The sequence below is a fragment of the Streptomyces sp. NPDC111628 genome (genome assembly GCF_055635195.1).
Map to the genome: position 1 here is coordinate 392,090 of NZ_JBVKBZ010000002.1, position 20,802 is coordinate 412,891.

The 20,802-nt window shown below is 75.0% G+C and carries 10 protein-coding genes; 6 read left to right on the plus strand and 4 right to left on the minus strand.

The features are described 5' to 3' along the window. The first annotated feature begins 32 nt into the window (after positions 1-32). The 3 genes from ACZ7MF_RS09625 (at position 33) to ACZ7MF_RS09635 (ending at position 10,476) form a co-directional block, all read left to right on the plus strand. A complete protein-coding gene (locus tag ACZ7MF_RS09625) occupies positions 33-5,078 on the plus strand; it encodes a DNA-binding protein (protein ID WP_471475570.1) in 5,046 nt (1,681 codons plus the stop codon). 83 nt (positions 5,079-5,161) lie between these two features. Then, on the plus strand, positions 5,162-8,680 hold the full coding sequence (locus ACZ7MF_RS09630) for a DUF5682 family protein (RefSeq protein ID WP_471475571.1): 3,519 nt from the start codon (positions 5,162-5,164) through the stop codon (positions 8,678-8,680). Beyond that, positions 8,677-10,476 carry a hypothetical protein gene (locus tag ACZ7MF_RS09635; protein ID WP_471475573.1) on the plus strand — a complete coding sequence of 600 codons (1,800 nt, stop codon included), beginning with the start codon at positions 8,677-8,679 and terminating at the stop codon, positions 10,474-10,476. Before ACZ7MF_RS09630 ends, ACZ7MF_RS09635 begins: the two co-directional genes overlap by 4 nt. A 40-nt stretch (positions 10,477-10,516) precedes the next feature. On the opposite strand, the gene ACZ7MF_RS09640 is transcribed toward ACZ7MF_RS09635, so the two are convergent. Then, positions 10,517-11,818: an MFS transporter gene (locus tag ACZ7MF_RS09640; protein WP_471475574.1), complete on the minus strand. Its 1,302-nt coding sequence runs from the start codon at positions 11,816-11,818 to the stop codon at positions 10,517-10,519. A 171-nt stretch (positions 11,819-11,989) separates the two neighbouring features. Between ACZ7MF_RS09640 and ACZ7MF_RS09645 the strand changes: the two genes are divergently transcribed. After that, the gene (locus ACZ7MF_RS09645) at positions 11,990-14,053 is read left to right on the plus strand and encodes a phosphocholine-specific phospholipase C (protein WP_471475576.1); all 2,064 of its coding nucleotides are present in this window, start codon (positions 11,990-11,992) and stop codon (positions 14,051-14,053) included. Between the two features lie 20 nt (positions 14,054-14,073). Here the strand turns inward: ACZ7MF_RS09645 and ACZ7MF_RS09650 are convergent, their stop codons facing one another. Both ACZ7MF_RS09650 and ACZ7MF_RS09655 read right to left on the minus strand, forming a co-directional pair. Next, entirely contained in the window at positions 14,074-15,027 is a 954-nt protein-coding gene (locus ACZ7MF_RS09650) for a DMT family protein (protein WP_471475577.1), read from the minus strand. Next, the gene (locus ACZ7MF_RS09655; protein ID WP_471475578.1) at positions 15,024-15,839 is read right to left on the minus strand and encodes a phosphatase PAP2 family protein; all 816 of its coding nucleotides are present in this window, start codon (positions 15,837-15,839) and stop codon (positions 15,024-15,026) included. Before ACZ7MF_RS09655 ends, ACZ7MF_RS09650 begins: the two co-directional genes overlap by 4 nt. A gap of 175 nt (positions 15,840-16,014) precedes the next feature. On the opposite strand from ACZ7MF_RS09655, the gene ACZ7MF_RS09660 reads away from it, so the two are divergent. Continuing rightward, positions 16,015-16,629, plus strand: coding sequence for a TetR/AcrR family transcriptional regulator (locus tag ACZ7MF_RS09660; protein ID WP_356861969.1), 615 nt, complete (start codon positions 16,015-16,017; stop codon positions 16,627-16,629). Positions 16,630-16,797: 168 nt separating this feature from the next. Here ACZ7MF_RS09660 and ACZ7MF_RS09665 read toward each other — a convergent pair whose 3' ends face one another. Continuing rightward, complete coding sequence (locus ACZ7MF_RS09665; protein WP_471475580.1) at positions 16,798-17,838, minus strand: DUF2510 domain-containing protein; 1,041 nt, start codon at positions 17,836-17,838, stop codon at positions 16,798-16,800. Positions 17,839-18,101: 263 nt separating this feature from the next. On the opposite strand from ACZ7MF_RS09665, the gene ACZ7MF_RS09670 reads away from it, so the two are divergent. Beyond that, complete coding sequence (locus ACZ7MF_RS09670) at positions 18,102-20,783, plus strand: ATP-binding protein (RefSeq protein ID WP_471475581.1); 2,682 nt, start codon at positions 18,102-18,104, stop codon at positions 20,781-20,783. The last annotated feature ends 19 nt before the right edge of the window (positions 20,784-20,802 follow it).

Sequence of the window (20,802 nt, forward strand, 5' to 3'; positions counted from 1 at the left end):
GCACGCACCACACCCACGAAAGGCACACGATCATGAGCGACGGCACGACCCGGGACGGGGCGGCGGCAGAGGTGGAGGAGCTGCTGCGCGCCGGTGCGGTACTGCCGCCGGGCACCACCGGGGGCGGCGAGCGCGCCGTGCCCGTGTTCACCCGGGCCTACCGGCATCCGGGCCTGGACGACCGGATCGTCGTCCGCCTGACGCCCGCCGACCCGTCCGGCACGGAACCCGCCGCGGCAGACCCGGCAGGCGGGGACGGCGGCGGATTCCTCGGGCTGCTGCCCGTGCGCGAGCCGGTCGAGGTCGGCGTCGGACAGCACCGGGCCATGGGCTTCCCCGAGTGGGTGCTGGCCCGCCACCCCACCGACGGCCACCTCGCCATGTCCCTGGTCGAGGAGATGAACAAGGTCGCCAGGACGGTGCGCTCCCGGGCGAAGCGGGCCCGCGCCACCTACGAGTCGATCGGAGCCCGCCTCGCGGGTTCCGTGCCGCACTTCCTGCCCACCTTCTACGAGGAGGCCGGCCGGGTGTTCCTGGCCGCCGGTGAGAAGGCGTACGCCTCGCAGATGTTCGTCAACGCGCGCAAGGCCGAGACGGCCCACGCCCTGCCGTTCGACGAGGCCCGCATGGACGCGGTGTTCCTGGAGTTCGCCCTCGCCGACGCCATGCCGACCAAGGTGCTGTCCAGTTACGCCAAGGGACTCTCCTCCCGGGTACCGGCCGCCACCGCCTTCCGCCACCTGCGCGGACTCTTCGTCCGGCTCGCCGCGCACGGCGTGGCCCCGTCGAGCCCCGGCGCGGGTGATCTGCGCAGGCTGGCGAAGGCCGTCGCGGGCAAGGAGGCCCTCGCCGAGGAGATGGCGTACCTGCGCCAGGTGCTGCCGCTGCCCGGCACCCTCAAGGCACCGCCCGGCTGGTGGAAGGCCCACCGGGCCGCCCTGGTGGAACTGACCCGGCGCGAACCCGCCGCCCGTGGCACCCTGCTCGGACTGCTCCCCTCGGAGTGGGAGCACGAGGAGCTGGGGCAGTGGCTCGACCTGCTGGAGAAGACCGGCGCCACCGAGGGACTGTGCGACGCCGCGCTGCCCGCCGAGGCCCGGTCCCCCGACGGCACCGCCGGCTGGACCCGCAGGTTCCTCGCCCTGTGCCGCACCCACGAGCGGCACATCGCACCGTCCGGGCTGTACCCCCTCGTCGACCGCATGGCCGGTGCCCTCCGCGCCGAACTGAACGACGAGAACGGTGCGTTGCGGCCGCCCGTCGGCGACGTCAACCTCCTCGACCAGCTCCTCGCCCTGGACATCCCGGTCGGGGACCCGGAGGACCGCCCGTGGCTCAACCTCCAGGAGTGGGCGGCCCGCGACGGACGGCGCGACCTCCTCGCCCTGGCGGCCGACATCCGCTTCCGGGAGGTCTTCCAAAGCGGCTGCCCCACCTACGAGCGCGAGGGCATCGACAAGCGCACCGTGACCCGGCTCGCCGAGTCGCCGGGCGGCCGTCCGATGCTCGCCGAGTGGGTGGCCGGGGTCAGCCGCGGATACCTCACCAGCGGGCTGGGCGACTTCGAGCGCAGGAGAGGTCCGTTCGAGACGCTGGGGTGGCTGCCGGGCGAGATCCTGGCGACCGCCGAGCAGGAGGTGCGGGACGCGCTGAGCACCGGCATGGCACCCGTGCTCGGCCGCGCCCTGCGCAACGGGATCGTCGACGAACTGGGCTGGCCCGCCTGGGACGAGGCGATCGGCTCGTCCGCCTCCCCGGAGCAGGCCCGCGCGACACGCGTGGCCGAGGCCTGGCCGTACCTCTTCGTCCTTCAGGGCACGCACGCCCGGGTGCTCGACGCGCAGGGCACGGTCCTCAGCCACGAGCTGCTTCTGCCGGACGATGCGGGCCGCCCCGACGTCCGGTACGTGGACGGCGCACTGCTCGTCTCCTGGTACGCCTCCGCCACGTCCACCTCGTACGGCTACTGGTACCACCCCGACACGGGCGTGTCGCCGACCACGGAACTCGACGGCGACGTCCGCGACTCCTACGCCTGCCACGTGGACGGCAGCGACGGGACGAACGGCATGCCGCCCGTCTCCCTCCCGGCTCCCGGGGGCGGCAGGACCACCGGCCACGGCCGGCTGCGGCCCGGGGACACCCACGTCCCCTGGCGGCAGCGGGTGATCAGCGACGGCACCTCGTACTGGGTCTGGGTCAACGACTGGTCCCGCGAGAAGAACAGCACCTGGCACGCCTACGACCCGGCCGACGACACGACGGGGGAGCGCGGCGGCCCGGACTGGTTCGCCGAAGGGCTGCGCACCGCACCGGAGGGCAGCACCCTCGGCGCCTCCTGGCTGCTGCCCGCCCCGTCCGCCGAACCGGGCCCGGTGTGCGCCCCGGTGGACGGGCTGCTCGGCTGGCGGGTGATCATCCGGCCCGACGGCTCGCGGCACGGAGAGGACCTGGCCGGCCACTCGGTCGTCGTACCGTGGCGCGTGGGCGGGAACCCGGAGAACGTGTTGGTCTTCCCCGGCACCGACCGGGCCGTCACCGTGATGGGATGGTCGGGCGACATCCAACTGCGGGACTCCGACCACGCGGTGCTCGCCCAGTTCCAGCGTGACCAGACGGCCGGCCCCTTCTCCGCGGGCACCCCCCTGCTGCCGCCCCTGCGCTACTGGCACCTGCTCCGGCCCCGCGACCCGCAGGGCTCCGCGGCGCTCCGCCGGGTCGGCGACGACGTCGCGGCGGCGCTGCTGGCGGCCGCCATGGCCGAGCCCACCGGGGACGAGGCGGGGGAGGCCGGGACGGCGGACCGGGAAGCGGTGCTCGCACCCGTCCGCGCCCTGTTCCCCGAGGTCGGTCACGAAGCGCTGCTCCGGGGCATCACCGGCGTGGCGCGCCACGCCGCCGAACAGCAGCGCTTCCTGGAGGAACTGCTCGCCCGGCTGGACTCGGCGGTGCGGGGCGTCACCCCGGAGGAACCGCGGCCCCCGCTGGGCGACCGCCTGCTCGCCTCCGCGCTGAACGGCGGCGGCCTGACCGAACGCGACGAGCGCTGGTTCTACGACTTCCAGCACTACCTCTTCGAGCTGCCGCAGCTCCTCGCCCGGTCGATGAAGAGCCTGGCGGAACCGTCCCCCGCGGGCATCTTCCACCTGTCGCTCGCCAAGCAGGGGCCGTTGGAGCACCTGAACGCGGTGGCCCTGCCCGAACTGCCCGCCGTGGTGGCGCTCAGGGCGGCCTCGGAGGCCACCGTGCAGGAGCACCGGGAGGCGCTGGACGCCTTCCTCGGTGAACTGGACGCGCAGGGGCTGACGGAGCTGGACCCCGGCCACTGGCGCCGGGTGCACCTGGCGTTCGACCCCGACACGTTCGTCGGGCCGGGCGCCACGCACGGGTACACGAGGGGGACCCTGCTCGACCTGGACGGCGGCGCGTTCCTCGTCTTTCCCGACGACTGGTACCAGTTCGTCCGCGAATACGGACACTACGAGATCAAGGGCAAGCACTACGGTGCGCTGTACCACGACCCGACCGGCCGCTTCGAGACACCGGCCCCCTACACCCCGGTGTCCGAGGAGCCGTTCGTGCCGGAGCCGACCCGGGCGCCCGGCTGGGTCGCCGCCTTCCGCACCGACCTGGCCGAGCGCGGCCCCGTGCCGTGGCGCCCCGAGGCCGCCGAGGAGTTCGCCCGGCTCACCGGCGTCACCCCGACCACGGCCCGGCTGGTGCTCGCCGGAGTGCCGCAGACCGACGACAAGCGCGCGAGCGTGCCCTCCGCGACCCTCAAGGTCATCGGGGTGAAGTCCGCCGACGCCCGCGTGTCCAAGGAGGAGCTGAGGTCCCTCGACAGCGGCGCCCTGCGGGCCGTCCTGGCGGCACTGCTGCCCACCGAACCCTCCCGGCTCTGGACGCACGGCCCCGACACCGCACGCGCTGCCGAGGTCTGGAACGAGCGTTTCGGCCGAAGGACCCCACTGCCCGAAGAGGTGCTGCACGACGCCGTCCGCACCGTCGAGTCCGTCGGCTGGGCGCCCGCCGACGCCCTGCGGGGCTTCGTGGACCTGGCCACCGAGCCCCGGCTGACGAAGGACCTGACCTGGAGCGTCGGCCGCTACTACCTGGAGACCGCCGAGAAGTCGCCCGGCTTCGACGGCTCGGTCCTCAAGGGCTCGGTGGCCCTGGCCGCATGGCTCGCCCACCGGCTCCCGTCCGGCGACCCGCTGCGCGCCGCCCTGCCCGGCGTCCTGACCGCGCTGCGCGAACGGCTGGCCCATCCCGGCCTGCTGCTCGCCCTCGACCGGCGGGGTGTCGACTGGGAGGCGTTCCGGCGGGCTGCCGGAGACCCCACGGAGACCGGCGACGACTTCGAACGCCACGGCGCGGTCGTCCTGGGCACCGAGCGGTCGGAACCGGTCCCCGCCGTCCGGCCCGCGCTCCTGGACGCGGCCGGTCACGACCCGCACCTGGCGGCGCTGTTCACCGGCGAGCGGCCGAACGCCCAGGAGACCGCACTGCGCCTGGTCCACGACCGGCCGTTCGCCGAACTGCTCGCCGACCCGGGCCACCCGATGGCCGGGGAGCGCGACGCCGGCGGGCTGTGGTGGCCCCAGGACCCCGCCCGCTCGGTGCCCGACCTGGTCGGTGAGGCGGCCAAGCGGTACGGCATCGGCGAGGACGCCGCCGCCCTCTACCTGATGCTGCTCGCCATGCCGGACCCCACCGACCGCAACACCGCCCGCTGGACCGGCTGGGGCGGGCAGCGCGGCGGAACGGCCAGGCTCCGCGCGGCCCGCGCCGAACTGGCCGCCACCGACCTCGTGGTCGAGGGCAGCCGTTCCAAGGCCGGACGCTCGCTGTTCCTGCCCGGCGGCTGGACCCAGCCGCCGAACCCGCACCTCCCTCTGGAGCGGTGGAAGCTGCCGATGTACGACCTGCTGGAGGGCGAGGCGCCCGTCCTGGGGGTCGTCGTGCCCACCCGGCCCGTCGCCGGGCTGTACCGCGAGGCCTGGCAGCGCGTCCAGGACGGGGACGGGCCGCGCCTGGAGGAACTGGAGGTGCCGCGGCCGCGCAAGCGCCGCCGCTGACGTCCGCCACCGGAGGGGACGGCCGTCGGGCGGCTGTCCCCTCCGCCTCCTGTCCACCCCCTGCACGCCACGCACCTGGACCCATGACCGCACGCAAAGAGACCGCCACCGAGGTGGCGGTGCCGACGGCTCGCACGCAGCCGTACCTGATCGGCATACGTCACCACAGTCCCGCCCTGGCCGTCGCCGTCCCCCGGTTGCTGGACGCGGCGGACGCCGAGGTCGTCTGCGTGGAACTGCCGGCCGACTTCCAGCCCTGGCTGCCGTACCTCGCCGATCCGCGGACCGTGGCGCCGGTGGCTCTGAGCGGTGCCCGGCAGGACGGCCGGCTGCACCTCTACCCGCTCGCCGACTTCTCGCCGGAACTGGCGGCGATCCGCTGGGCGCGGGACCGGGGCGCGGAGGTGGTCTGCTGCGATCTGCCACTGGCGGACCCGGCGTGGTTCCGCGGGCCGCCGGACGGAACCGGCGTCGACGTCGACGAGCTGTGGGACGGCACCGTCGAGGCACTGGCGCCGGGCAGCGCTCCCGAGGCCGTGCGCCGCGCCGCCCTCGCCTTCGGGCGGGCGCTGCGCGAGGACACCGCGGCCCGCGCCGGGATCGGTGCCGGTGACCTCGCCCGCGAGGCACACATGCGCCGGGTCCTCGCCGCCCGGGGACAGCGCCGGGTCGCGGCGGTGATCGGTGCCTTCCACGTGCCCGGACTGTCCGACGAGGGCGACCCGGGGGCGGTGGCGGAGACCGCGCCGGACGCGGGGCCGGGGCCGGGCTCCCCGGTCGTCACGTCCCTCGTGCCGTACGCCTTCGCCCTGCTGGACCCCGGCTCCGGGTACCCGGCCGGCATCCGCGCCCCGCGCTGGCGGCAGGCGGTGCTCGACGCCGGTGGCGACCCCGGCCGCGTCCGGGCCGCCGCCGCCCGGTTGCTCACCGAAGTGTGCCGTGAGATCCGCGCGTCCGGCGACACGGCGGGCACCGGTGAGGCCGTCGAGGCCCTGCGGCTGGCCTGCGACCTCGGCACCCTGCGCGGTCTGCCCGCACCGGGCCGCCGGGAACTGGTGGAGGCGGTGACGTCCGTACTCGGCCGGGGCCAAGCCCTCGAACGGGAGTTGGGGGCCGTCCTGGTCGGCACGGGACGCGGCCGCCTCGCGCCCGGCACCCCCCGCTCCGGCCTCGGACCCTGGGTGGAGGCCGAACTGGCCGCGCTGCGGCTGCCCGGACCGGCCGACCCGGGCGGCCGGGACCTTCGGCTCACGCCGCTGCGCTCCGCGCTCGACGCCCGGCGCGAGATCCTGCTCCAGCGTCTGAGGGAATGCGGGGTGGGCTACGCGGAGCCCGTCGAGGTGACCACGGCCGGGGAGGGCAGCGCGCTCACCACCCGGTGGCGGGTCGCGTGGACCCCGTCGGTCGCCGCCCGCCTCGACCTCGTCGGCGTCCGCGGGGTGACCGCCGCCCAGGCGGCCGACGGCACCCTGAGGGAGAACCACCGCAGGGCGGCCGAGGCCGGCCGGGTCACCCCGGCCCGGGTCGTCGCCCTCCTGGGGGCCGCGGCCCGGTGCGCGCTCACGGACCTGCTCCACGACGGCCTCACCGAGGCCGAGCGCGTCCTGCCGGGCGCCGCCGGACTGCCCGAACTCCTCGACGCCCTGGACCTGTTGGAGTCCATACGCCGACGGCATCTGCCCGGCACCACCGAACGCGTCCGGACCCGGGCGGCCCGGCTCGCCGGCCTCCTGCTGGACGCCGCCGTCCGCGTCCTGCCGGGCCTGGCGGGCAGCGACGAGCCCCGGGACGCCGTCGCGGTCGTCACCCTCGCCGTCCGCAGCGCCGCGGACCGGCTCGGGCTGCGGCTGGACGGCGAGTTGTCCGCGCTCTCCCGCACCGGTTCCCCGCTCCTCCAGGGCGCCGCCCAGGCGGCCCGGGTACTGCTGGACCTCGACGGCTCGGACGTGCTCGGGACGAGGCTCGCCGGCTGGGTGGACACGGCGACCGGGGCCGACGGACGGCGTCGGCTGGAACGCCGGCTCACCGGGGTGCTCGTCGCGGCCGGATTCCTGATCGAGTCCGCGTCCACCGCTCTCGGCCCGCTGTTCGAGCGGGTGGAGACCATGAGCGACCGCGGCTTCCTCGACCGGCTGTACGCCTTGCGCGGCGGCTTCCGGGCGCTCACACCGCAAGGACGGACCCGTGTGCTCGCGGCCGTCTCCGACCGCCTGGGCGACCGGCCCGACCTGCGGCTTCCCGCCCCGCCCGAGCTGGTCGGGCGGTGGGCCGCGGCCGACGGGGAGGGCTTCGCCCTGCTGCGGGAGCTTGGCCTGGCGGACCTGGTGAGGGCCCCGGCGGCAGAGGACGCCGGGGCGACGTCGGATCCGGCGCCGAGGGCGGAGCGTTCCGCCGCCGAGGCCCCGCACGGAGCCGGAGCCCCACGGCTCGGCCCCGCGGACCGCTGGCGGCTGCTGCTCGGCCGCGACACCGCGAGACTCCCCGCGGCCCTGCGGCCGTACGCCAGGGCACTCGACGAACTCTTCGACCGGGAGGGCGAGGAGACGGGCGAGGAGAGCGGGGAGACGAAGGAGGGCGGGGACGGCGAACCGGAACCCGGCGCGAACGGGACCTCCGGAGACGGCGACGACGACCGGACCGGCGGCGGAGCGCGGAGCTTTCCCAGCGTCCGGCACTGGGCCGAGGACCTCCGGACGCTGTTCGGCGCGCAGATCCGGGAGGAAGTCCTCGAACGTGCCGTCGCCGACGGCCGTACGGACGCCGTCCCGCTGCTCGACCCGGCCTCCGTACGGCCCTCCGTGGAACTGCTGTCCGCCGTGCTGACCCTGGCCAGGGGGATGCCCGAGCAGCGGGTGGCGAGCCTGCGGCCGCTCGTGAAGCGGCTGGTCGAGGACCTCACCAAGGAGCTCGCCACCCGCCTGCGCCCCACCCTGACGGGCCTGACCACCCCGCGCCCCACCCGCCGCCCCGGCGGCCCGCTCGACCTGCCCCGCACGCTGCGGGCCAACCTCGCGCACACCCGCCGCCGGGAGGACGGACGGGTCGAAGTCGTCCCCGAGCAGCCGGTGTTCAGGACCCGGACCGCACGGCAGAACGACTGGCGGCTGATCCTGGTCGTCGACGTCTCCGCCTCCATGGAGACCTCGGTCGTCTGGTCGGCGCTCACCGCCGCGATCCTGGGCGGCGCGCCCATGATCTCCACCCACTTCCTCACCTTCAGCACCCAGGTCGCCGACCTCACCGGCCTGGTCGCCGACCCCCTCTCGCTGCTCCTCGAGGTGGAGGTCGGCGGCGGGACACACATCGCGGCCGGTCTCGCCCACGCCCGCTCCCTGGTGAAGGTGCCCGACCGGACCCTGATGGTGGTCGTCAGCGACTTCGAGGAGGGTGGCGCGGTCGAGGGACTGCTGGCCGAGGCCAGGGCACTGGTGTCCTCCGGCGTCCGGCTGCTGGGCTGCGCCGCGCTGGACGGCGAGGGAACGCCCCGCTACTCCGTGCCCGTCACCCGCCAACTCGTGGCCGCCGGAATGCCGGTGGCCGCCCTCAGCCCGCTCTCGCTCGCCCGCTGGGTCGGCGGGCAGGTCCGTGGAGCCGCCCGATGACCCGTCCCCGCCCGGGCACTGCCCCCTCGCTCCCGCCGGTCGCGCCGGAGGTGTTCGCCGCCGCGGTGGAAGGCCTGTCCACCCGGTTGCGCCGCAGACTCGACGCGGCCGTCGAGTCGCTGGCCGCGACCCCCGTCGACGCCGCCGAGGACGGCACGTACGGCATCCGCTGCGGCGAGGACGCGCGGGTCACCCTGACGCCCGGCCCGTCCGGCACGATCACCTCACCGGACCAGGCCCGCTGCACCTGCCTCCTGTCCCCGCGCTGCCTGCACCGCACCGCCGCCCTGGGCGCCGCCCCGGTCGCGGACCACGCTCCGCCGGCCGAAACGACTCCGTCCACCGAAACGGCTCCGCCCACCGCACCGGCTCCGCCCACCGCACCGGCCGCCCCTCCCGCGCGCGGGCCCTCCGCCGGGCAGGTCCGCGCCGCCGAGGGGCTCTGGACGGCGGCCGCGGCCGTCCTGGCGGCCGGGATCACCGCGGCGGGCGCGGTTCTCCAGGCCGAGTTGCTCCGGGCCGCGCACACCGCACGCCTGGCCGGCCTGCACCGTGCGGAGGGCGCGGCCCTCGACGTCGTACGCCACCTGCGCGAGGCGCGCGACCCGCAGGGTGCCCACCGGGTCCAGCGGCCCGCCGAGTCGGTCGCCGCCCTGCGGGAAATCCTCCTCGTCACCCACCGTCTGAAGGCCGCCGACCCCGACCCCGAGCTGATCGGCGCCGTCCCCCACAACCACCACACCGACGGACCGCTGCGCCTCTACGGCGTCTGCCGGGAACCGGTGGTCGGACCCGGTGCCCTGGGCGGTGTCCTCACGCATCTCGTCGACGACGCCGGCCGCTGGTACACCCTCCGCGACGTCGCACCGGGGGGACCGGAGCGAGCCCGCCGCGCCGGGACCGCACATGTCGCCGTCCGGTCCTTCCTGAGCGATCACGAGCGGCTGTCGCGCGGCGGTCTGGTCGTCACCGGGGCCGTCGTCGCCCCGGACGGCCGCCTGCTCACGGAACCCGGCGTCCGGGCCACCTTCGCCGCCGGACGCCCCTGGGCCGGCCTCGTGCCCGCGGCCGCCGCCGACGGGGCCGCGCCTGCCCCGCCGCTGACCGGGTGCGACGTGGAGATCGTCGCCGCCGACGGCGAGGAGGTGCTGGCCCGGGTCCGCACCGACGACGCTCCGGGGCCGACGGTCCGGCTGGCACCGGCCCACCACCATCCCGCCCTAGCGCACACCGCCAACCTCCGGCGACTGGGCGCGTGTCCGGGGCTGCGGGTACGGCTGCTGGGCCGCGTCGACCCCGACCGGCTCACGACCCTGCGCCCACTGGCCGTCGGGCCGGTTCCCGGCGCAGGGGCGGCGACCCTCCGCTTCCCGCAGGAGTGGCGGGACCGCGCCGACCTCGGCTACGACCAGCTGTGCGACGCGCACTTCCCGGCAGCGGCTCCCGGTCCGGCCCCGTCGCCGCCCACCGTCGGCGACGCCCGTCCGGTCGACTCGCCGCTCCGGCGCGTGCGCGACCTGGTCGAACTGGCGGTCACGGGCGGACGGCGCGCCGCCGCGGAACCCGCGCGCGACAGCGACCGCGGCGCCCACGCCGCAGCGCTGCGCCGCGGCGGGTTCGCCACCGGCGCGGACCTGTTCGCCGCGCTCGGCGCGGTGGCCGCCCGCAGTCCCCGCGACGCCTTCGGCCGCCCGGCCGGGGACGACCGGGACCAGTACGCGGCCCAGTGGCTGGCCACGACCGTCTACCTCACCGCCACGGAAGCGGCCCTGCGGCGCGGCCTCTGGCGCCGGTGACCCGGAAGCCCGGCGGGACGGCCCGGCGGAAGGCCCGGCGTCAGCGCCGCAGTTCCTTGTGCGCCGTCTCCGGCAGCCGCAGGTACACCAGCGAGGACAGCAGACACAGCACGGCGACGTACCAGGGGAAGATCCCGGCGTGGCCCAGGTCCTTGAAGAGCGTGCCCACGTACGGTGCCGTGCCGCCGAACAGCGCCACCGTGAGCGAGTAGGGGAAGCCGATCCCGGCCGCCCGCACCCGGGGCGGAAAGACCTCGGCGTTGACGGCGGCGCTGATGGAGGTGAAGCCGGTCAGCAGGACCATCCCGGCGCACTGCACGAGCAGCAGGACGGCGAAGGAGTCGCGCAGGGAGTGCAGCAGCGGCACGCTCAGCAGCGCGAAGCCCACGCCGAAGAAGAGCAGCAGCGGACGCCGCCCGAAGCGGTCGGAGAGCATCCCGCCGACCGGCTGGAGCAGCCCGAAGAAGGCCAGCGAGATCGTCCCCGCGAGCAACGCGTCCGACTTGGCGACCCCCGCGTTGAGTTCGGCGTACGTCGGCAGGTACGACGTCCAGGTGTAGTAGGCGATCGTGCCGCCCGCCGTGATGCCGCAGATCAGCAGGGACTCGCGCGGATGACGGCGCAGTGCCTCGAACAGGGCCGGACGCGGCGCCCGTTGCTGCTCGGTGCTGCGGGTCTCCTGAGCGCCCTGCCGGATCCAGAAGCCGACCAGGCTGAGGACGGCGCCGAACACGAAGGGGAGCCGCCACCCCCAGCCGTTCATCCGGTCCTCGCTCAGCGTGTCCACCAGCAGCGTCGCGATCCCGGACGCCACCAGCTGCCCGGCCGTGGTCGAGACGTACTGGAAGCTGGAGAACAGGCCGCGCCGCCCCGGCCCCGCCGACTCCACCAGGAAGGTCGTCGAGGCCGCGAACTCGCCGCCCACCGAAAGCCCCTGGAGCAGCCGCGCGACCACGAGGAACACCGGGGCCAGCACACCCGCCGCCGCGTACGTCGGGGTCAGCCCGACCAGCAGACTGCTGCCGCCCATCAGCAGGATGGTGACGGTCAGCGCGGCGCGCCGCCCCCGCCGGTCCGCGATCGCGCCCATCAGCAGCCCGCCGACGGGCCGCATGAAGAAGCCCACCGCGAAGACGGCGAACGTCGACAGCAGCGGCACCAGCGAGTTGTCCGCGCCCTTCGGGAAGACCTGGTCCGCGATGTAGGTGGCGAGGAAGGTGTAGGCGTACCAGTCGTACCACTCCACCGCGTTGCCCACCGAGGCGGCGAGGAGCTGGCGTACGGGCCGTCGGGTCGGGGGCGCCGGTGCTTCCGTGTCCATGCCTGTCATGATCGCGACCATCCCCGGGCGGGGGACCCCGCACACCTCGCGTACCGGTGACTTTCACACCAGCGCCACCGGACCCTTCCCTGACGTTTGCTGCTCCTGGAACACTCCTTTCGCGCGCAATCCGTCATCACCCGGCACCGTCCGGCCGGTTGAACCCCCCAAGGCGAGAGGTCCCTCACCCCCATGGCCGAAGTGAACCGGCGCAGATTCCTCCAACTCGCGGGCGCCACCACGGCGTTCAGCGCCCTGTCCGCGAGCATCGACCGGGCCGCGGCGCTCCCGGCGAACCACCGCTCGGGGTCGATCGAGGACGTCGAGCACATCGTCGTCCTGATGCAGGAGAACCGTTCTTTCGACCACTACTTCGGCAGGCTGCGCGGGGTCCGCGGCTTCGGCGACCCGCACCCGGTGGCGCTGGACGGCGGCAGGTCGGTGTGGCACCAGCGCAAGGGCGACGGCACGGAGGTGCTGCCCTTCCACCCGGAGGCCGACGACCTCGGCATGCAGTTCCTCGAAGGGCTGCCGCACGGCTGGTCCGACGGGCAGGACGCCTACCACAACGCCAAGTACGACCGCTGGCTGCCCGCCAAGGGCACCACCACCATGGCGTACCTGACCCGCGAGGACATCCCCTTCCACTACGCGCTCGCCGACACCTTCACCGTCTGCGACGCCTACCACTGCTCCTTCATCGGCTCCACCGACCCCAACCGCTACTACCTGTGGTCCGGGCACACCGGCAACGACGGCGCGGGCGGCGGCCCGGTCCTCGGCAACGACGAACTCGGCTACGACTGGACGACGTATCCCGAGCGCCTGGAGGCGGCCGGGGTCTCCTGGAAGATCTACCAGGACGTCGGCGACGGCCTCGACGCGGCCGGCCACTGGGGCTGGATCGACGACGCCTACCGGGGCAACTACGGCGACAACTCCCTGCTGTACTTCAACAAGTACCGGGGCGCCGAGCCCGGCGACCCCCTGTACGACAAGGCCCGCACCGGCACCGACGCGAGGAGCGGCGAGGGCTACTTCGACCGGCTGCGCGCCGACGTCAAGGCGGGCAAGCTGCCGAAGATCTCCTGGATAGCCGCCCCGGAGGCCTTCTCCGAGCACTCCAACTGGCCCTCGAACTACGGCGCCTGGTACATCTCCCAGGTCCTGGACGCGCTCACCTCAAACCCGGCGGTGTGGGCGAAGACGGCCCTGTTCATCACGTACGACGAGAACGACGGCTTCTTCGACCACGTGGTGCCGCCGCTGCCGCCGAAGTCCGCCGCGCAGGGCCGGTCCACCGTCGACGTGTCCCTGGACGTCTTCGAGGGCAGCGCCACCCACCGCGAGGGCTTCTACGGGCTCGGCCCGCGCGTGCCCATGCTGGTGGTCTCGCCCTGGAGCACGGGCGGTTTCGTCTGCTCCGAGACCTTCGACCACACCTCGGTCATCCGCTTCATGGAGCGCCGCTTCGGCGTCCACGAGCCGAACATCTCACCGTGGCGCCGCGCCGTCTGCGGCGACCTGACCTCCGCCTTCGACTTCTCCCGCACGGACAGCCGCCCGGCCCGGCTGCCGGACACCGACGCCTACGAGCCGCCGGACCGCGAACGCCACCCCGACTACCGTCCGACGCCGCCCGCGGACCCCGGCATGCCCCGGCAGGAACGCGGGACGCGCCCCTCCCGCCCGCTGCGCTACGCCCCGTACGTGGACGGTGCCGTGGACACGGCGGCCGGGAAGTTCACGCTGGCCCTCGCCTCCGGTGCCCGGGCCGGAGCCGCCTTCCTCGTCACCTCCGGCAACCGCACCGACGGCCCCTGGACGTACACCACCGAGGCCGGCAAGACCCTCGCGGACACCTGGAACTCGGCGTACTCCGGCGGTTCCTACGACCTGACCGTGCACGGCCCGGCCGGCTTCCTGCGGGTCTTCCGGGGCGCCAACGCGGTCGCCGGACCCGCAGGACCCGAGGTCACCGCACGGCACCACGGCGAGGACCTCCGGCTGACCCTCACCCACACCGGCACCGGCACGGTCCGGCTTCGGATCGCGAACGCCTACGACGGCGGCACCCGGACCCTCGCCGTCCGCGCCGGCGCCACCGTGCACCACACCGTCGGCCTCGCGCGCAGCCGGCGCTGGTACGACGTGACGGTCACCTCCGAGACCGACCCGGCCTTCCTGCGCCGCTTCGCCGGGCACGTGGAGAACGGCCGCCCGGGAACCAGCGACCCGGCGATCACCACGGACTGAGGCGACGCCCGGACCGGCGGCTAGAGCCGCGTGAGGTGCCCCGGCCCCGGCTGCCGGGGCACCAGCCCGGGCCCCGCCGGTGCCGGTCCCTCCGGCTCCGTCTGCGGACCCGCGAGCACCGGACCCGCGAGCACCGGTGCGGCCGTCTCCGGCCGCTCGGGGGCCGCCCGGCTCAGCTGGAGCACTCCCCAGGCGGCCAGCGCCGCACCGGTCAGCGCGAGGAGCACGCCGCCCGCGCCGCCCCTGAGCCGTTCCCCGAGCAGGGAGAGCCCGATCACCGCGGCGGCCACCGGATTGGCCAGGGTCACCACCGCCAGCGGGGCGCCGAGACCGCCGCGGTACGCCGTCTGGGACAGCAGCAGTCCGCCGGTCGCGAAGGCGGCCACCAGCACGGCCACGCCGATCACCTGGACGCTCAGGAGCGGGCCCGACCGGTCGGTGACGGCGACCGTGACGGTCTGGGTGAGGGCCGAGGCCACGCCGGACGCGATCCCGGACGCCGTCGCGTGCCGCAGTCCCGGCCGGGTGCCGGGCCACGACAGCACGCCGATCAGCGCCGCCGTCGCGCCGGACACCGTCAGCGCCTCCGGCACGCTCAGCACGTCGTCCGGGGCGGGCCCCGAGGCGGTGAGCAGCAGCGCGCCGAGGCCCAGCAGCGTCAGCCCGGTGCCCCGCCACTCGATCGCGCTCACCCGCCGGCCCGCCAGCCGCGCCCCCAGGGGCACCGCCGCCACCAGGGTGAGCGCACCGAGCGGCTGGACCACGGTGAGGGGGCCGTACTTGAGCGCCACCACGTGCAGCAGTGCCGCCGAGGCGTTGAGCGCGACCGCCCACCACCAGGCGCCGGAGGTCAGCATCCGCAGCGGACCGGCGCCGGAGGCGCGCGAGGCCAGCCGCTCCTGGGCGACGGCCGCGGCGGCGTAGGCGCAGGCGGAGACGAGCGACAGCAGTACGGCGACCAGAGCGGCGTTCACCGGCCCGCCCCGACCAGCTCGGGCCGCTCGGCGGACGACCGGCGTCGGACCTCGGACCGCCGGTGAGGGAGGGCGCACCGCGGCCGGCGGGGCCGTTCGGGCAGCCGCAGTACCGCGAGCGCGAGGCCGAGCAGGGCCGTGGCCACGATCACGTCGAGCCAGTAGTGGTTGGCGGTGCCCACGATGACCAGCAGCGTCACCAGCGGATGCAGCAGCCACAGCCAGCGCCACCGGGTCCGCGTCGCGACGATCAGACCGATCGCCAGCATCAGGGCCCAGCCGAAGTGCAGCGAGGGCATCGCCGCGAACTGGTTCGACAACGTGTCGGTGCGCGGCGGCCCGTACACCGAGGGCCCGAAGAGCCGGGCCGTGTCGATCAGGCCGGTGGCGGCCAGCATGCGCGGCGGGGCGAGCGGGAAGAGGAGGTGCAGCACCAGCGCGGCGCCGGTCACGGCGGCCAGCACCCGGCGGGCCCAGAGATAGTGCGCGGGCCGTCGCAGGTAGAGCCAGACCAGGAAGGCCACGGTGGCCGGGAAGTGGACGGCGGCGTAGTACGTGTTCGCGACGTGTATCAGCGTGTCGCCGTGCAGCAGCAGCGACTGGACCGCGCCCTCGTCGGGCAGCCGGAGCACCCGCTCCCAGTCCCACACGTGGTGGGCGTTGCGGAACGCCTCCGCGGTCTCTCCCGTCGCCAGTCGGCGGCCGAACTTGTACACGAGGAAGAGCCCGGCCACGAGCAGCAGCTCACGGACGAGCGGTGGGCGCGCGGGCGCGTCCGGCCCCGCTTCTGCAGGCTCGCTGCGGGCATTCATCCCCCGGCCCCTTCGCTGACGGTGGTGCGTGTGGCTCGTCGGGTACGAGGGCGTGTGACGGTTCTCATCGATACGACCTCGTTCCGATACGCCAGTGTACCGATACGGTGGTGTACCGGTACACTGGCGTATCGATAGACATACGACACACCGGAAACGGGAAGGAGCGGGGCCGATGACGTCGCAGGACGCGGACCGACCGGAAGCGGTCGGCACCTCGCGCCGCTCCAAGATCACGCCAGAGCGTGAGCAGGAGTTCTTCGACGCCGTGCTCGACCAGCTCCGCTCCTGCGGCTACGACGCCGTCACCATGGAGGGCATCGCCGCCAGCACCCGGTGCAGCAAGTCCACGCTCTACCGGCAGTGGAAGACCAAGCCCCAGTTCGTGGCCGCCGCACTGCGCTCCAACCGCCGGGTGCGCTTCACCGACATCGACAGCGGTTCGCTCGCCGAGGACCTCCGCCAGGCGGCCGCGGCCGCGGGCGAGGGCGCGGGCAAGGACACCGGGCTGCTCCAGGCGCTCGGCCACGCGGTCATGGAGGACCCGGAGCTCAAGTGCGCGCTGCGCGAGGCGCTCGTCGAGCCGGAGATCGCCGCGCTGCGGGCGATCCTCGCGCGCGGTGTGGCCCGGGGAGAGGTGCCGGCCGGCCACCCGGCGCTGGAGTACGTGCCCGCACAGCTCTTCGGCATGCTGCGGATGCGGCCCGTCCTGGAGGGCGAGCAGGCGGACGCGGCCTACCTCGTGCGCTTCGTGGAGGCCGTGGTGCTGCCGGCGCTCGGCCTCCCCTGATACCCAGGCCGCCGTCCACGGGATGACTGGACGGTGGCCTGCCCGCGCCGCACCGTGGGGACGGGGGCGGCGCGCACCCCCGGCCGGGTGGGGCACCCTTTGAGCGGAAGGGCGCCCCGCCCGGCCGACAGTTTCCCGGCGGTACCTCCGCGGGCACCGCCGGGCCGGTCAGACGTCCTGGCCGTCGCCCCCGCCGCCGCCCGAGGTGTCCACCTCGATGCCCTTGGTGATCTCGTCGATGACCGTCTGCTTCTGGTCGGTGTCGACACCGAAGCGCACGACGACGATGCGCTCGGGGTCGGCGGGCGAGGGGAAGGCCAGCGACTCGACGAAGCCGTCGGAGCCCTTGGCGGTGACCGCCTTCCAGCGGACCAGGTAGCCCTTCTGCCCGGCGACCGTGACCGCCTTGGAGGCCAGCTCGTCGTGCGAGGTGATCCCGCCGTAGGACTTGCCGCCGTAGGACTCCTCGGCGTTCGCCTCGATGTCGGCCTTGGCGACCTCCTCCGCGGTGTCGCCCTCGGTCTCCAGGAGCATCGCGGGCGCCGAGTAGGCGCCGCCCTTCGTGCAGGAACTGGAGGTGTCGCCGGGGCACTTGTAGGCGTCGTCCGACGTCACCTGCGCGCCGACCTGCAACTCCTGCCCCGACCAGCCGTCCGGTATGGGCAGGCTGATCCCGCTGAACGCGTCCGTCACCGAGCCGCTGTCGATTGTGGGCGGCTCCGACCCGTCCGGGGAGTCCGGCGCGGGCGACCGGCCGTCCTCGCCACCGCCGTCGCCGCCGCCCGAGTCGCCGAAGGGGTCGTTCCGGTCGCCGGGAGCGCGCCGGTCCTGCTGCGAGGCCCCCGCGTCGTTGCCGCCCGAGCCGTCGTCGGTCAGCGCGTACACGCCGACCCCGATGCCGGCCAGCACCGCCACGGCCGCCGCGACGGCTATGCCGGCACGCAGCCGCCGCCGTCGCGCGGACGGGGGCTGGACGGGTATGCCGGGATAGCCCGGGTGCACGGGGTACGGCACGGCCGCGGTGTCCTGCACCGGCGGCTGGACCGGCGGTTGCCCCGGCGGCTGCGCGGGAGGAGCCCATGCGGCGGCCTCTCCCGCGGGGCGCACCCGGTCGGTCCACGCCGTGCCGTCCCACCAGCGTTCGGTGGCGGGACCGTCATTCTTCTGTCCGGGGTCCGGGTACCACCCGGGAGGAGTCGCCTGCGTCATGTGCCCACCGTATGAGGCGTCGGTGAAAGCCGGATGAGAGGCCCGGCCGCACCCCGTCCTCCGGACGGCCCGGCGCCGCGCGCCGCGCGAGGTTGACGGGCTCCCGGCCGCACCGCCGCTGATGACGGGCCCGGCCCGTCGTTCACGCTTTACCGCATGTCACCCGTCACGGCAACTGGTCGGCGGAGCGCCCACCACTTGCGCGATCGGAGGGCTAGGCTCAGGCTCTGTACGTCATTCGGGCGACTCGGGGAGGTAGCGGGATGACGGAGGTACGGCGGGCGGGCGCCGTCCCGGCCTCCCTCTGGGAGCGCGACGAGGAAGTCGCCACCATCGCGCGCGCGGTGGACACCCTGTGCGCGGACCGCTCGTCGCCCGGCACCCTGCTGGAGGCCCGCGGCGAGGCCGGGGTCGGCAAGACGGCGCTGCTCGCCGAGACCCGCCGGATCGCCGAGGCCCGGGGCTGCACCGTCTGGTCGGCACGCGGCGGCGAGACCCTCAGGTCCGTCCCCTTCAACGTGGTGCGCCAACTGCTCCAGCCCGCCCTGGTGTCCATGCTCCCCGAGGAGGCCCGCGAGTACCTCGGCGACTGGTACGACATCGCGGGTCCCGCCCTCGGCATAGCGGACCCCGGCGAGCGGCAGGCCGACCCGCAGGGCGTGTGCGACGGTCTGGTCGCCGCCGTACGCCGGCTCGCCCGCCGGGAGTGGCCGCTGGTGCTGCTGATCGACGACGCCCACTGGGCCGACCAGGAGACCCTGCGCTGGCTCGCCGCGCTCGCCGAACGGCTCGACGAGACCTCCGTCCTGGTCGTCATCGCCCGCCGCCCCGGCGACGTCAGCGGCGACAGCGCCCGTCACCTGGAGGCGGCCACCGCCGTCGGCCGGCCCCTCGCCCCGCTGAACGCCCTCACCCCCGAGGCGACGGCCGGACTCACCCGCGCCACGCTGGGCGCACACGCCGAGGCCGCGTTCTGCCGCGAGGTGTGGGCCGTCACCGGCGGCAACCCCTACGAGACCGTCGAACTCCTCGCGAAGGTCCAGGACAGCGAATTGCAACCCGTCGAGGCGGAGGCCGCCGAACTGCGCGCCCTGAACCGCTCCGCCCGCGGCGGCGGTCTCGTCGCCCGCCTGGAGCAACTCGGCGTCGACTCCACCCGGTTCGCCTGGGCCGCGGCCATCCTCGGCGGCGGCATCACCGTCGACATGGTGGCCAGGCTCGCCACCCTGGACCGCGCCGACGCCGCCCGCTGCGCCGAGCTGCTCCGGGGCGCCCGGATCCTGGCCGTGCCCGACGCCACCGCCGGGCAACCATCCGCGGGCGACCTGGAGTTCGTGCATCCGCTGATCGCCACCGCCGTCTACAACTCCATCCCCGACGCACTGCGCACGGCGATGCACGGCATAGCGGCCCAGCTGGTCGCCGACTCCGGGCTCGGTGCGGCGGCAGCCTCCCGCCACCTGCTCAAGGTGCACCCCGACGACGACCAGGAAGTCGTCGCCCAGCTGCGCGAGGCCGCCCGCGAGCACCTCGCCGTCGGAGCCCCCGACGCGGCCCGGCGCTGCCTCGAACGGGCACTGCAGGAACCGCCGTTGCCCGAGTCCCACGCCCGCGTGTTGTTCGAACTGGGCTGCGCCACCCTCCTCACCGCGCCCGCCACCACCATCGGTCACCTGCGCACCGCGCTCGCCATGCCCGGCCTCGAGGGCGAGCAGCGGGTGGACGCCGTCTTCCGGCTCTCCCAGGCACTGCTCCACAACGACCAGCTGGAGGAGGCCGTCCGCACCGTCGAGGCGGAGGCCGCCCGCAACCCCGACCCCTCCGCGCGCCTGCGGCTCCAGGCGGCCCAGTACATGTGGGAGGGCATCCACGCCGGCGAGACCTCCTCGCCGCACCGCTCCGCACGCCTGGCCGAACTCGCCGCCACCTGCACCGGCCGCGACAACGCCGAGCGCGCCCTGCTCATCCTGCGCGGCTTCGACGCCATGACCCACGGCGAGAGCGCCGAAGAGGTCGTCGAGCTGTGCGACCGCGCCCTCGTCAACGGCCGCCTGGCACCCGGACTCGGCTGGACCGGCACCGAGTGGGGCCTGGAACTGCCGATGATGCTGGCCAGCTCCTACGCCTACGCCGACCGGCTCGACCGCGCCGAAGCACTGTTCACCGAGGCCCTGCGCGCCTACGAGAGTGCCGGCTGGAGCGGCGGCCACCTCTCCCTCGCGCATGCCTACGTCGGCCTCGGCCACCGCAGGAGGGGCCGCCTGAGGGAGGCCGAGCAGTCGCTGCGCGAGTCCCTGCGCATCGCCGAACGCGTCGGCCGCGGACTGCCGCTGTACTGGTCGGCGACCTGCAACCTGATCGACACCCTGCTCGCCCGCGGCCATGTCGAGGAGGCCAGGACCGTCGCCGACCAGTACGGCTTCGCCCCGCCGTACCCGTCGACGATCGTGCTGCCCGACCCGCGCCCGGTGCGTGCCCGGCTGCTGCTCGCCACGGGCCGCACCAAGGAGGGCGTCAACGAACTGGAGGCCGCCGAGAAGGCCGCCGCCGCGCGGGGCCGCCACAACCCGGTGGTCGTCCCCTGGGCGACCGAACTGGCCCGGGCGCTGGCCGGCGAGGACCCCGGCCGCGCCGCCCGACTGGCCACCGACGCCCGCCGCCAGGCCGAGCGCTTCGGCACGGACACCGCGATAGGGGAGGCCTTGCGCTGTGCCGCAGCCCTGGAGACCGGCCAGCGCGCGGTCCGGCTCGCCGCCCAGGCCGTCGCGTACCTGGAGGCATCGCCCTGCCAGTACGAGCACGCCGCCGCCCGCGTGGAGTACGGACTCGCGGCCCGCTCGGCGGCCGAGCTGAACCGGGGACTGGCGCTGGCCGAGTCCTGCGGCGCCGACGGCCTCGCGGCCCGCGCCCGCGAGGCCCTAGCGGTGGTGGGCCAAGCGGGCTGAGGGTCGTCAGGGGGCGCCG

What these genes read in the sequence shown, in the direction of transcription:
- ACZ7MF_RS09635 (WP_471475573.1), top strand. Translation starts at nt 8,677, where the DNA reads ATGACCCGTCCCCGCCCGGGCACTGCCCCCTCGCTCCCGCCGGTCGCG.
- ACZ7MF_RS09665 (WP_471475580.1), bottom strand. Translation starts at nt 17,838, where the DNA reads ATGACGCAGGCGACTCCTCCCGGGTGGTACCCGGACCCCGGACAGAAG.
- ACZ7MF_RS09660 (WP_356861969.1), top strand. Translation starts at nt 16,015, where the DNA reads ATGACGTCGCAGGACGCGGACCGACCGGAAGCGGTCGGCACCTCGCGC.
- ACZ7MF_RS09625 (WP_471475570.1), top strand. Translation starts at nt 33, where the DNA reads ATGAGCGACGGCACGACCCGGGACGGGGCGGCGGCAGAGGTGGAGGAG.
- ACZ7MF_RS09640 (WP_471475574.1), bottom strand. Translation starts at nt 11,818, where the DNA reads ATGGTCGCGATCATGACAGGCATGGACACGGAAGCACCGGCGCCCCCG.
- ACZ7MF_RS09655 (WP_471475578.1), bottom strand. Translation starts at nt 15,839, where the DNA reads ATGAATGCCCGCAGCGAGCCTGCAGAAGCGGGGCCGGACGCGCCCGCG.
- ACZ7MF_RS09630 (WP_471475571.1), top strand. Translation starts at nt 5,162, where the DNA reads ATGACCGCACGCAAAGAGACCGCCACCGAGGTGGCGGTGCCGACGGCT.
- ACZ7MF_RS09670 (WP_471475581.1), top strand. Translation starts at nt 18,102, where the DNA reads ATGACGGAGGTACGGCGGGCGGGCGCCGTCCCGGCCTCCCTCTGGGAG.
- ACZ7MF_RS09645 (WP_471475576.1), top strand. Translation starts at nt 11,990, where the DNA reads ATGGCCGAAGTGAACCGGCGCAGATTCCTCCAACTCGCGGGCGCCACC.